Raw genomic sequence first — 12802 nt, 5'->3', positions numbered from 1 at the left:
GATGCGACAGATTGCGCAGGTCGGAACTCAGATGCGGGTCATTCAGTGGCACCGCTTCCTGGCGTTCCCGAACATCTTCTTCAAGCAAGGCACTGCAGGCCATGCGCATCGTCGATATCCGGCACGGCTTCGGCACCTACGTCGGGAACCTCTCCCTGGAGCCGCTGATCGACGGCATCGCCTTCCGCGCCGCGGTGCACCACCACCAGGGGGCGGCCAGCCTGCACGAGCTGATGGAGGTGCGGGAGGCACTCGAGGCCGGGCTCATCGGGACGGTCGCCGCATCCCTTCCCACCGAGGACCTGGCCGAGCTCAAACGCTTGGTGGACACGATGGAGCAGGAGGCGCGGCAGCACGACGCGATCCGGCCGGAGACCGACCGCGCCTTCCACCTCTCGCTCTACCGCGCCCTCGGCAACCACCTGCTGAGCGAGGTGCTGGACGCCTTCTGGGCCGCCCTGCACCAAGTGCGCGCCGAACTGGGCGACGTCCACACCGATCCGCGAACCACCTGGGCGCAGCACCGCGCACTCGTCGAGGCTCTCGAAGCGAAGGACGGTGCACGCGCCGTGGAGACCATGCACCGCCACTTCGATGACCTACGCGCCCGCCTCGCAATGGATTGACCCGGCACCGCGCCGCTCCGGCCCGACCTGGCGCGAGTTCCGCGTCGAACGCCGCACCGTACTCGACACCGCACTCGGCACGAGGCAAGAGCGCGCCACGGGTGAACGCCCACTGCGGGAGAATCATCGGCAGCATCCGGCGCGAGGCCCTCGACCACGTCCTGATCGTGAACGAGGCCCACGCCCGCCAGGTCCTGGCCGCCTACCAGCGGCACTACAACGCCCACCGACCTCGCCAAGCCCGACAGCAACTACCGACTGATGCCAAGGAACGGCCCGACGCCACAGTGCACGACCTCAACGCCCGCCGAGTGCTGCGGACCAGGATCCTCGGCGGCGTGATCAGCGAGTACCGCTACATCGCTTGACCGGCGACGATGACTTTGCGAGCGACACAGAGTCCGACGTCACCGAGGCTCAGAGGCACGTGATGTGATCATTCATTGTTTGAACGCGATCGGTGTGAGGTGCAAAACCCGGTGTCATCCCGGCGTAGCTCGCTCAGGACGTCGGGGCTTGTCTCGCACGACCGGACCTGGCGACTGCTGTGCCACCGGCGGAACCGCCCGCCGGCTCATGGCCGCCGAAGCCGTCTTGGAGGTCGCGCATGGCGGTATTCACAGTTGGGACAGGTCAGCGCTCTGGTCGGCGAGCCATTGCTCGTAGGCCGCGATGCAGGTGGCCAAGGTGGCGTACCCGACCTGACGCGGCAGGAGCGCGTCCTGCGGCTGGCCGGTCCCGGACCGGTCCCGGTCCCCGCGGGATCAACTGCCGACTCGAGCGCCGGGGTGCTGTCTTTGGCTCAGGCCGCCCGTATCTGACAGCCGGAGGGATCGTTGAGCAGGCCGTCGCGTGTCCTGCGTATCCGTCCCCTGCGGATAGCGAACACGGTGAGGGTCCGAGAATTGACTGGCTCGGGCCCTCACCCATGCCCGGCCACACCGTCCCGACCAGGACCGCCCGAACCCCGGCCAAAGCAGGTCAACGCCATCGGCCCCCGCGCCAGAGCCCCGACCACTGCGGGGCGATGACGCAGACGGGACGGGGGGCATGTGCACGTCGGTGACCCGCTGCCACCAGTGCAGCCGGCCCGTGCCCTCACCCCGTCATTCCGCCCCAGCGTGTGTCGACCCGTGCCCACTCCACATCCCACTGCCGCACCCGGTACCGGTACAGGCACGCGCAGAGGCCCCGCCCGCAGGCCCACGCCGTCGTGCCCGCGCCGGCAGCGGCCAGGACGCCCATGACCGCCACGCTGAAGCCAGCTGCCGAGCCGGAGACCGGAGCAAAATCAAGGCCACCGTGCATGTCCGTCAAGACGGTCACGCGGCTCCCCGGCCCGGCACCGGGCGGCACCTGCGTCTGGCCGGTGTGTACCGAGCCGTCCTATGCCCTCCAGCGCACGGTGGCCCACGCCTGCCGTGTGCCCACTGCCTGGGCCGGTTCCTGGTCCGCCGCCCGCTTGACGACCACAGCCGAGACCTCCTGCCATCCAGCTCGCTGCCGCGCAACGCCCGAGGAGACCGCGCCAGCGGTCACCACGCCTGCCAGCACACCGCCCACGGCGGCAAGCAGCCACGTCATGAGCATGACCCAGGCTTCGACGACATCGCTGCGCCGCCTGAGCGGGCTGCGTCGAAAACGCCAGCACCACCAACGCGCCCTCACCACCGCCAACACCCCCTCCAGAGAGGAAAGATACGGCCCTCACTTCCAGTGTCCTGCGCCAACGCCACCCCGACCACGACAGCCCAGACCCCGACCACCGGCCTCGGAATAGAGCAGGTCAGCGCGTTGCGAAACCCGACCGGCCGAAGACTGCGCAGCATGCCGGCAACAGCAGAACGGCGTGGACGCGCAACCAGGCACTCGTTGCGCAGCGAATCCAGCACGTCCCATCTCCGGCCGCACGCATTGGGAGTCGTGGATCGCCACGGTGGCCGGGACAGCAAGATGCCGGCGGTCCCGGCCAGGGCCTGGGCGTGGTCGCCCGAGGAGGCAGGGATCATCGGCCGAGCCCGCGGCAGCGAGCCGGAAGTACCGGCGCCATGCCGTGCACCGCCGACAGGCTGGTGGCCTCCGCGGGCGCCTACCTCAGTGTCCGGAGCCGGGTGACGCTGTCGGCAAGGGTACGACGGCAGAAGGTGAGGTGGTCGGAGCTGAAGCCGCGGGGGCCGCACTCGATGACGAGCAGCAGGCCGAGATAGAGGTCGGCCGTCCTCCGGTGCCAGGGTGTGCAGGCGTGCGATCGCGCCCAGTTCTCGTCGCAGTGCCGCGTGGACGGTCGGAGACAGGCTGTCGGCCGCCTTGTCCCACGCGGTGCCCTGCAGCAGGGAGATGACGAGGAACTCCTTGCCCACGTGCAGCAGGGAGGGTGCCGGCATTCCGCCGTCCGGGAGTCCGGCGATGCGCCGGTAGACCATGGCCTCCGTTGCGAGGATGCCCAACTCGTAGCGCAGGACCGCGGCGCCGGCAGACGGGGCGATCTTGACGACGGCGGGCCGGCCGTCGTCCAGCGCGACACGGTAGGCGGTGTTGAACCAGCCGTCGGCCAGTTCGGCCTCCAGGCGGCACCCGGCACCGGCGGAGGCACGGAGCATGGCATCGAGTTCGCGGGGGGACACGCTGCGCTTGGTCTGGCTCTGCATAGAGGCACGCTTTCCGACACAGGATTGGAAGCGCTCCCATGGTGCCGGTCGCCCGCAACCCCGTCCAGTCGTCCCTCGAACGCGGGGATTACCCAGGGGCCCGTCGGTCTCCGGGGTCGGCCCGAGGTGGCCGGTGTGAGCCTGAAACCCCCAACTCGAGCCTCGGTCGACGCCGGCGGTAAGGCGATGCGGCCCTGATCAAGGGCCGCCGTCACCCGCCCCGGTCCTGCCTTGTCGCATTATGCCGTTGCTGGGCGGCGAGAAAATGTTGCCGCGTATAGGGCTGGGCCGGGCGCCCGTTGGAGCGGGGCCCGGTTCATCACCCGCGGTGTCCGCACCAGACGACGTCCGCTGTGGCTAATCCCCGGAGCAGCCAGTGTGGTTGATCCACCGTCAAATGCAGGTCGCGGCTTGTTGCGGATTGCGGTCCGCAACATCGCAACAGTCTGTGACCTGCGGCAACGCGAGCCCGCGTGGATCGGCAAATACGGCTCGGAACCAGGTGCTCATCAACCCTCATAACTGCTGGTCAAAGCCCTGGCACGCAGACATGATGGGACCGTTCATGTCGTGCAACGTAAGGACCCCCCTCATGGCTCTGCCCCCGCTCAGCCCCGAACAGCGCCGGGCCGCGCTCGACAAGGCCACTGCCGCGCGCAAGGTGCGGGCCGAAGTGAGAGACGCCCTCAAGCACGGCAGGATGTCCCTCGCCGATGTGCTGGCCAGCGACTCCGAGGCCATCCGCAAGATGCCGGTCCGCACCCTGCTCGAATCCCTCCCCGACATCGGCAAGGTGCGAGCCCAAAAACTCATCGCCGAGATAGGGATCTCCGACAGCCGCCGCATCCAAGGTCTGGGCATCCAGCAGCGCGTACGCCTTCTCGAACGGTTCGCGTCGCAGAGCTGACCGGCGGCGCCCCGGCGCATGACGACGGCCCTGGCACAGGGCACGGGTCAGGGCCGGATGGTGCCGGCGCCATGCGGATCCGCGGCCCCATCGCTCAGAAGGCGCACACGTGCGCCGGATGGCGCCACCATTGACCTCGGCACGAGCTGAACTGCTGAACCGTGCCTGGTCCCCGCGCGGCACCAGTCAGCTGATACGAGATCGGCTGCCGTCGATGCCGACGGACCTGTGACGGTCCATAAGGATGCGCTCGGCTGTCGGCCGGCGGCGCGGCAGGAAGGCGGCGATGGCCAGGGCCGAGGCCGCGGCGGTGGTGGTGATGGCCAGGGCGAGCCGGAACCCCTCGCGCGAGGGGAGCGGGACGTCGCCGATCCGGATGAGGTGGGCGGCCAGGACGGCGCTGATCACCGCGCTGGCCGAGGTGGTGCCGATGGAGCGCATGAGCGAGTTGAAGCCGTTGGCCGCGGCGGTCTCCGAGGTGGGGACCGTGCCCATGATCAAGGCGGGCATGGCGGCGTAGCCGAGGCCGACGCCGGAGGAGACCACGGTCGCGGCCAGGACGATCTGCCAGACGTGGTCCATCAGGAAGAACCCGAGGCCGTATCCGGCGACGGCGAGCAGGGCTCCGGTCATCAGCGTCACGCGGGGCCCGTAGGCGTCGGTGACCCGAGCCGAGAGGGGTGAGAGCACGATCATCATCGCGCCGCCCGCGCTCATGCAGAGCCCGGCCTGGAACAGCGAGAGGTCCAGGCCGTAGCCGGAGGCGGCCGGGGCCTGGAGCACCTGGGGGAAGACCAGGCTGCTCCCGAACATGGCGACCCCGAAGGCGATAGACGCGGCGTTGGTGATCAGCACCTCGCGCCGGGCGGTCGCCCGCAGGTCGACCAGGGGTTCGGCGACCCGCAGCTCCACCAGTCCCCAACCGGGGAGGATCACCGCCGCTGCACCGAACAGGCCGAGGGTCAGCGGGCTGTCCCAGCCCCAGCCGCCGCCCTTGCTGACCGGCAGCAGCAGGCAGACCAGCCCGGAGGAGAGCCCGGCGGCGCCGAGGAAGTCGAACCGTCCTCCGGCGCGCAGCGGCGAGTCGGGCACCACCGTGAGGGTGAGGACGAGTCCGACGGTGCCCGTGCCGGCCGCGGCCAGGAAGAGCAGGTGCCAGTCGGCTAGCTGTGCGAGGAGGGCGCCGAGCGGGAGCCCGACCGCGCCGCCGGCGCCCAGGGTGGCGCTCATCAGAGCCATGGCCGAGCCGAGCCGTTCCGGCGGCAGCAGGTCGCGCATGATGCTGATGCCGAGTGGGATCACGCCGACGGCGCACCCCTGGAGCGCCCGTCCACCCACCACCACCGGCAGTGAGCTGGACAGGGCGCAGACCGCCGATCCGGCGACCATCAGCAGCAGGCTGACCACCACCATCCGGCGTTTGCCGTACATGTCCCCGAGCCGGCCGCTGACCGGGGTGAACAGGGCCGAGGAGAGCAGGGTGGCGGTGACGGCCCAGGAGGCGTTCTCGGGCGAGGCCGACAGCAGCCGGGGAAGGTCGGGGATGATCGGCACCATCAGGGTGAACATCATCGAGACGACCATGCCGCTGAAGGCCAGGGCAATGGTGACGGCTCTGGATCGGGTGGGCGTCAGGGTGGTCGCCACCGTGCTCCCTCGGTCGCAGCTGTGGGTCACACGCGTTTGGTGAAGACGCCGCGGTCGAGTACGACCGTGCCGGCCGCCGTGGTCTGGAACCGGCAGGTGTCGCCGTCCTCCCAGATGAGCACCGAGAGTTCCGCGCCGGGGAGCACCGGGGAGGCGAAGCGGACGGACATGCTGCCGAACCGGGCCGGATCCGAGTCGCAGACGGTGTGCAGCAGAGCCCGGCCGGTGAAGCCGTAGCTGCACAGGCCGTGCAGTATCGGGCGGTCGAATCCGGCCTTGTCGGCGAGCCAGGGGTCGGAGTGCAGCGGGTTGCGGTCGCCGCTCAGCCGGTAGAGCAGCGCCTGGTCAGGTCGGGTCCGGTAGGTCACAGTGTGGTCCGGCGCGCGCTCGGGGCGCTCCCACGGGGTGGCGGGGCCGCGTTCGCCCCCGAAGCCGCCCTCGCCGCGGATGAAGGTGCCGCTGCGTACCTCGGCCAGGAGGGCGCCGGAGTCCGCGTCGGTGACCGTGCCCTCGATCACGGCGATGGCGTTGGGTCCCTTGTCGTAGAAGCCGACCACGCGGCTTCTGATGCGGCTGGCGCCCTCGACGGGCAGGGGGCCGTGCAGAGTGACCGACTGCTCGGCGTGTAGAACCTGGGAGATGTCGAAGTCCCCGAGCGGGGGCATCGCTGCCCGGCCGCCCAGCATGACGGCGAAGGTGGGCAGTACCTGCTGGGCGACGTCGTGCGAGTTCTCGGTGGTGAAGGCCAGCTCGGCCGACGGGTCCTCGGCCCCCGCGCCGACGCCCAGCGCGTAGAGGATGGTGTCGGTCGACGTCCAGCGCCGCCCCGCTCCTTCCCACTCCTTGCCCACCAGGTCCAGGTTGAGCGCCATTGGACGGCTCCTTTCAGGGGATCAGGTCTCGGTCGCGCGACGGTGGTTGCCGAAGACGGGCTGCCGCTTCTCCAGGAAGGCCTGGATCGCCTCGCGGGTGTCGTCGCTGGTTCCGTTGAGGTGCTGGGCGGTCGCCTCGCGCAGCACGCTGTCGTGGAAGGTCCCGGAGGCGGCGAGGTTGAGCAGTTCTTTTGTCTGGGACAGTGCCAGGGGCGCGAGGCCCAGCAGTTCGCGTGCCCAGGCCAGCGCCTGCGCCAGGGCCTGTCCCTCGGGTACGACCCGGTTGAGCAGGCCGAGGGCGTGGACCTCGCGCGCGGAGAGGATCCGGCCGAAGAAGGCGAGTTCCTTGGCCCGGTGGAGCCCGACCATATGGGTCAGGAACCAGGTGCCGCCGAAGTCGACCGAGAGTCCGCGCCGGGAGAAGATCTGCGAGAACCTCGCCGTCTCCTCGGCGATCGCCAGATCGCAGGCGAGCGCCATGTTGAAGCCGGCGCCGACCGCGGCCCCGCGGACCGCCGCGATGGTGGGCTGGGGCAGGTCCCGCAGGGCGAGCAGCGCCGCGTTGACCCGCCGCATCCCTCGGCCCGGCGGCTCCTCGCCGCCGGCCGCGCGCAGGTCCGCGCCGGAGCAGAAGTCGCCGCCGGCCCCGGTGAGCGCCACCACGCGGTCGTCCGCGCGGCCCGCGATCTCGTCGAAGATCCTGGTGAGTTCCGTCCAGCCCGACGGCCGGACGCTGTTCTTGACCGCGGGTCGGTTGAGGGTGACGGTGACGATGCCGCTTCCGTCCCGTTCGACCAGTACGTCGGAGGTCTCTGCCATGGACGTGGCCCCCTCAGCCCGCTAACCGGCGGTCGCGGGGCTGGTCTGCGCGGCGGTCCGGGCCGCCGCCGAGCGGGCCAGCAGAGCTGACCTGGCCTTGCGGGGGCTGTAGTGGCCGCCGAGCCCGTAGGCGCACAGGGGGATGAAGAGGACCATCATCACGATGCAGACGATGAACCAGATCCGCCAGCCGTGTGCGGTGGCGATCGGCGAGCCGATTACATGGGGGATGACCAGTCCGGCGATGACGGCGGAAAGCCGGTTGAAGACCCCGAAGACTCCGAAACTGGTGCCGACCAGGGACGCGTTGCGGGCCTCGGAGTCCTCGCTGTAGGCCGCGTACCACGGCGCGAATCCGCCTCCCATGCCCAGCGACCAGAACATCAGCGGGATGGCGAGCCGCCAGTAGCCGGGGTTGTCGGCGGTCATGACGAAGATCATCGAGATGACCACCACGCCCGCGCCCAGGAACATGATCGGCTTGCGCACCAGCAACCGGTCGGAGAGGACGCCGAAGAGCACCAGCCCGACGCAGTTCACCGCCCAGTAGAGGGTGCCGAGGTCGTTGGCCTCGGCCACCGAGAGGTGCTGCACCTCGACGTTGTACAGGGTCAGGAAGCCGGAGGCGGTGACGAAGACGATCAGGTAGAACATGATGGCCAGATTGGCCGAGATCATCCGCGGGTTGATCACCGCCCGCAGCTTCTCGATCCCCGGGGCCTGCGCCAGGCCGGGCTGCTCCTCGCCGGCGCCGGCGGCCTGCTTCTCCAGGACGTGCTCGTCCTCGGCGGTGGCCACCACCTGGGCGCGCAGCCGCGGGGGCAGTTCGCGGAGCAGGAACAGGCAGGCCACGAAGGCGGCGAGGCAGGCGCCTCCGGTCAGATGCAGCATCACCCGCCAGTCGTCGGTGTGCTTGAGCAGCCGGCCGGCGAAGAAGCTGATCAGCAGGGCGGACGCACCGGTGCCCAGCGTGTTGATGCCCATGGCGGTCGCGCGACCGGTCTGCGGGGTGAAGTCGCGCATCAGGGTCGCCGTCCCGACCAGCGAGACGCCGTCGGCGAAGCCCATCACGCAGTACCAGACCGCGAACTCCCACTTGGTGTGCGCGGTGGGCACCCCGAAGGTGGCGATCAGTCCGGCGGCCAGGGCGCCGTAGACGATCAGGTTGGCGCGACCGATCCGGTCGCTCAGCACGCTGAAGTACGAGGTGATCGCGCCGACGATGCCGGCGACCACCAGCAAGTAGGAGTAGAAGTCGGTGGTCATGCCGGTCTCTTCGAACAGCAGCGGAGCGATCGAGCCGGCGACCAGTCCGAGTGAGGTGAGGCAGATACCGCTCGCCACCACGAGCAGCAAAAGGCCCCACCGCTGGGCGCCCTTCGGATAGGCGGTCAGCTCCCGGTCCAACAGTACGGACCGCAGGTTCTTCTTGGTCATGCGGTACTCCTCGAGTCCTGGGGAAGCGAGCCGCTGAGGCCGGGGTCGGGGCCGGGAAACCAGCGCACCGGTCGGCCGCCCTCCCGGCGGACGAGGCCGCGGGCTTCCAGGTACTGCAGGTGGGACTGGGTCTCCCCGACGGCGCTGAGCAGCATGAAACCGGAGTACTCGGCCCAGTCGCGCGACCAGGTGATCCGGGCGGCGATCTCCCAGGTGGTGGCGCCGTCGGCGCTGACCACCTGGCGCTGGATCTCGGCCAGCCGGCGGGCGTGGTGGGCCGATACGGCGGCCGCCCGCGCGGCAATGCCGCGGAACCGGTACTCGTGGCCCGGAAGTGCCTCGAAGGCGTCGTGCTGCGGAAGCAGATCGAGGCTGTCGAGGTAGTCGCCGAGCGGATCGAGCGTGTCGTACGCATAACTGCTGATGTTGGGGGTGATCCGGGGCAGCAGGTGGTCCCCGGTGAGGACCACGCCGTCGTCCGGCGCGACGAAGCACAGATGTCCCGGGGTGTGGCCGGGTGTCCACAACACCCGAACGTCCCGGTCCGGGATGCGAGCGCTGTCGCCGTGTTCGAGCAGCAGGTCGGGCTCCAGCCCGACCAGCCCTTCCAGGGCGCCGCTCGACCCGCTCGGTGGGGCGTCGGCGCCCGAGTCGGGCGGGATGCCGGCCTCGGCCCACCAGTCCCGGCCGTCTCCGCCGCCCGCCTTCGCCTCGGTCCTGCTGCCGGCCTGCCCGTGCAGGGCGTGCTGCTCCGCCGGGTGCATGGCCACCCAGCAGCCGGACTCCGCGCGCACCTGGCCGGCGAGGCCGAGGTGGTCGAGGTGGGCGTGGGTGACCAGCACACCGGTCACGTCGTGAGGGCGGGCGCCGATCGCGGCAAGGTTGCCGGTCAGCGCCTCCCAGCCGCCCTCGAAGGGCCAGCCGGGATCGACCAGGACCAGCCCGGGTCCGGCCTCGAAGGCGTAGCACAGGACGTAGCGGAGCGGGTTGTTCGGCATGGGCACCGGCAGCGACCACAGTCCTGGCCGGACCTGCTCGACCGGAGGCAGTACCCGGCGCCGCCACGCCTGCTGCTGGAGCAGTCCGGTGACCTCCATGCTCAGACCTCCCCGGCCCGGGTCACCGGCGTGCCCCCGCAGTGCCTGCCCGTGCCGGGGCAGCGGGCGGGTCCGGGGCCGCGGCCGTACCGGCGCCATGGAGCAAGGCCAGGGCCGCCCGGAGCTCCTGCTCCGGCGTGCCCGCCGGCGGCTGGAGATGCACCTGGTCGACCAGGCCGCCGAACCGCCGGACGAGTTCGGCCGCCACCTCGCCGAGCCGGCCGCTCACACAGAAGGCGTCGACCACCTCGTCGTCGACCAGGTCGGCCATCCGGTCCCAGCGGTCGGCCTCGGGACGCACCGACAGCGCGTGCAGCCGCTCGTGCAGCTCCTCCCAGCCGTGCAGGGCGAGGACCCCCCGGTAGGCCGGGGTGGAACCGTAGAAGGCAATCCGGGCGCGCAGCACCTGCCGCTGCTGCTCGACGTCGTCCTGCGGACCGATGACCTGGACGAAGCCGGGGCAGTGGACGGTCACCTCGGACCGGTCGCGTCCGGCGCGCTCCAGCCCCTCCTCCAGGGCCGGCACGGTGACCTCCCGGAAGTACCGCTCGGTGCTGAAGCCGTGTGGGATCAGCCCGTCCGCGGCCTCACCGGCCAGCCGCGTCATCAGCGGGCCGACCGCGGCGAGATGGACCGGCGGGCTGCCGTGGGCGTGCGGTGCCGGGCGGAAGGTCGCCGTCATCAGGGTGTGCCGGTAGTACTCCCCCTGGTGCTGCAACTGGCGGCCGGTGTTCCAGTCGTCCCAGATCGCCCGCAGGGCCGTGAGGTACTCCCGCATCTGCGTCGCGGGCTTCCCCCAGGGCATGCCGAACCGGCGGGTGATGTGCGGCTTGGTCTGGGTGCCCAGTCCCAGCACCAGGCGCCCTCGGGAGAGCGCCTGCAGGTCGTTGGCCACGTACGCCATCGCCATCGGGGTGCGCGCGAAGGCGACGGCGATACCGGTGGCGAGCCCCACCCTGCTGGTCGCCTGGGCGGCCAGCGCCAACGGCAGGAACGGGTCGTGGTCGACCTCGGAGCTGGTGACGGCGTCGAAGCCGGCATCCTCGGCCCAACGGGCAAACCCGGGGACCTCCGCCGGCTGCGCGGCTCCGGCGAACACACTGACCTTCACAGCGGCTCCTCCTTACTCGTTCACTGGCGGCGGGCGGGTCAGGATGCCTGGGAGCTCGTGTAGGCGTCGCGGAGCTTGCGGCGCTGCAGCTTGCCCGTCTCGGTACGGGGGAAGTCGGCCCGGAAGTCGAACCGCCGGGGGATCTTGAACGAGGCCAGCTGCCGTGCGCAGTGGGCGCGCAGCTCGGCGGTCAGCTCCTCGCCGGTCACCGCACCGGGCGCCGGCTGGACCACCGCGAGCACGCTCTGCCCCCACTCCGGATCGAGGATCCCGATCACCGCGACGTCGGCGACGGCGGGATGGGTGATCAGGGCCTGCTCGATTTCGGCGGGGTAGATGTTGACCCCGCCGGAGATGATCAGGTCGGTGCGCCGGTCGAGGAGGAAGACATAGCCGTCCTCGTCGAAGTAGCCGTAGTCGCCGACCGTGGCCAGGTTGCCGCGCCGGGTGGCGGCGGTCTTGGCCGGGTCGTTGTGGTACTCGAAGGTCGGGCCCTGCCCCTCCAGGCCGAAGTAGATGGTGCCCGGCTCCCCGGTCGGGACCTCCTTGCCCTCCTCGTCCAGGATCTTGACGACGGTGTTGGGCGTGGGGTGGCCCACCGTGCCGGGCCTGCGCAGCCACTCGTGCGAGTCCACCAGGGAGACCCCGCCCTCGGTGGAGGCCAGATACTCCCAGAGCACCGGGCCGAGCCACTCGATCATCTGATGCTTGATCGGCACCGGACAGGGTGCACCCGCGTGGATCACCGCCTCCAGACTGGAGAGGTCGTACCGGGCCCGTACCTCCTCGGGCAGCCTCAGCATCCGGTGGAAGTGGGTGGGGACCATGTGCACGCTGGTCACCCGGTACTTCTCGATGGCCTGGAGCACGGCCTCCGGGTCGAACCTGCCCTGGATCACGACCGTGTGGCCGAGCTGCAGAAAGGCGTAGGCGTGCCCGGTTGGCGCGGCGTGGTAGATGGGCGAGCAGACCAGGTGCACGCCCTTGTCCGGGGTGACCTGGTACCGGGTGACGAGGCCGCCGTACAGCTGGCCGATCACCTCTTCCGGGACCGCGTCGCGGAAGGCGGTGGACCGCACGCCCTTGGGGTTGCCCGTGGTGCCCGAGGTGTAGCCCATGACCATGCCGAAGCGGCGCTCCGCCGGGGCCTCGTCGGACTCGCCCTTGCCCAGCTCCGGGTAGGGCCGCCAGCCCGCCACCTCACCGCCGATCACGAACCGGTGTTCCGGCAGTGACTCCAGCGGCAGGGTGCGCGCCTGCTCCGCGTCGGCGACCACCGTCTTGGCCGCGGAGTCGTGGATGACGTAGAGCATCTCGGCCGGGGTCAGTCGCCAGTTCACCGGCACCAGGAACATACCGACCTGGCCGGTGGCGAGCATCAGCTCGAGGTACTCGTGACCGTTGTGCACCGCCACCGCGACGGCGTCACCGGCCGTGAGACCGTGGGAGCGCAAGGCGCGCGAGACGCGGTTGACCCGCGCCAGCAGCTCGCCGAAGGTGAGCACCGATCCGTCCGGATCGATGACGGCCCGCCGCCCGGGGTCGGCGGCGGCGATCTCGAAGAAGCCGATGGGTGCCCTGGTCGAGTGAGTGGTACACGACATTGTGCGTCCCTCTCGTGTCGGCATGACGGGGAGT

12 protein-coding genes and 1 pseudogene are annotated in these 12802 nt (G+C 70.5%); 3 read left to right on the top strand and 10 right to left on the bottom strand.

Features of this window, described 5'->3' with window-relative positions; all coding sequences use genetic code 11:
* Positions 1-101: 101 nt before the first annotated feature.
* Together BZY54_RS02150 and BZY54_RS02145 are read left to right on the top strand one after the other, a co-directional pair.
* Positions 102-626, top strand: coding sequence for a FadR/GntR family transcriptional regulator (locus BZY54_RS02150; protein WP_244216912.1), 525 nt, complete (start codon positions 102-104; stop codon positions 624-626).
* Positions 627-727: 101 nt separating this feature from the next.
* Positions 728-994, top strand: coding sequence for an integrase core domain-containing protein (locus BZY54_RS02145; RefSeq protein ID WP_341868657.1), 267 nt, complete (start codon positions 728-730; stop codon positions 992-994).
* A gap of 249 nt (positions 995-1243) precedes the next feature.
* Here the strand turns inward: BZY54_RS02145 and BZY54_RS55250 are convergent.
* The 3 genes and pseudogenes from BZY54_RS55250 to BZY54_RS50145 form a co-directional block, all read right to left on the bottom strand.
* Positions 1244-1351 (bottom strand): annotated as a pseudogene (locus tag BZY54_RS55250) (acyl-CoA-like ligand-binding transcription factor); the annotation flags it as partial.
* A 661-nt stretch (positions 1352-2012) separates the two neighbouring features.
* Entirely contained in the window at positions 2013-2210 is a 198-nt protein-coding gene (locus BZY54_RS02135; protein ID WP_143667980.1) for a hypothetical protein, read from the bottom strand.
* Positions 2211-2290: 80 nt separating this feature from the next.
* Positions 2291-3274, bottom strand: a complete 984-nt coding sequence (locus tag BZY54_RS50145; protein WP_143667979.1) for a phosphotransferase family protein — start codon at positions 3272-3274, stop codon at positions 2291-2293.
* A 592-nt stretch (positions 3275-3866) separates the two neighbouring features.
* Here BZY54_RS50145 and mihF point away from each other — a divergent pair.
* Complete coding sequence (mihF, locus tag BZY54_RS02130; protein ID WP_086722614.1) at positions 3867-4181, top strand: integration host factor, actinobacterial type; 315 nt, start codon at positions 3867-3869, stop codon at positions 4179-4181.
* Between the two features lie 186 nt (positions 4182-4367).
* On the opposite strand, the gene BZY54_RS02125 is transcribed toward mihF, so the two are convergent.
* The 7 genes from BZY54_RS02125 to BZY54_RS02095 are packed head-to-tail and all read right to left on the bottom strand — an operon-like array spanning position 4368 to position 12768.
* On the bottom strand, positions 4368-5828 hold the full coding sequence (locus BZY54_RS02125; protein ID WP_244216911.1) for an MFS transporter: 1461 nt from the start codon (positions 5826-5828) through the stop codon (positions 4368-4370).
* A 26-nt stretch (positions 5829-5854) separates the two neighbouring features.
* Positions 5855-6700, bottom strand: a complete 846-nt coding sequence (locus BZY54_RS02120; protein ID WP_086722613.1) for a MaoC/PaaZ C-terminal domain-containing protein — start codon at positions 6698-6700, stop codon at positions 5855-5857.
* Positions 6701-6721: 21 nt separating this feature from the next.
* Positions 6722-7519, bottom strand: a complete 798-nt coding sequence (locus BZY54_RS02115) for an enoyl-CoA hydratase/isomerase family protein (protein WP_086722612.1) — start codon at positions 7517-7519, stop codon at positions 6722-6724.
* 21 nt (positions 7520-7540) lie between these two features.
* On the bottom strand, positions 7541-8956 hold the full coding sequence (locus BZY54_RS02110; RefSeq protein ID WP_086722611.1) for an MFS transporter: 1416 nt from the start codon (positions 8954-8956) through the stop codon (positions 7541-7543).
* Positions 8953-10053, bottom strand: coding sequence for an MBL fold metallo-hydrolase (locus BZY54_RS02105; protein WP_086722620.1), 1101 nt, complete (start codon positions 10051-10053; stop codon positions 8953-8955). The genes BZY54_RS02110 and BZY54_RS02105 overlap by 4 nt, the downstream gene beginning before the upstream one ends.
* 22 nt (positions 10054-10075) lie before the next feature.
* Positions 10076-11164, bottom strand: a complete 1089-nt coding sequence (locus BZY54_RS02100; protein ID WP_208640520.1) for a TIGR03617 family F420-dependent LLM class oxidoreductase — start codon at positions 11162-11164, stop codon at positions 10076-10078.
* Positions 11165-11202: 38 nt separating this feature from the next.
* Complete coding sequence (locus tag BZY54_RS02095; protein ID WP_086722610.1) at positions 11203-12768, bottom strand: AMP-binding protein; 1566 nt, start codon at positions 12766-12768, stop codon at positions 11203-11205.
* Positions 12769-12802 lie beyond the last annotated feature (34 nt).

Origin of the sequence: Streptomyces carpinensis (genome assembly GCF_002154505.1) — a bacterium.
Taxonomy (GTDB): domain Bacteria; phylum Actinomycetota; class Actinomycetes; order Streptomycetales; family Streptomycetaceae; genus Streptomyces; species Streptomyces carpinensis.
Note: the sequence above shows the minus strand (reverse complement) of the source record. Positions and strands in the feature narration are given on the sequence as shown.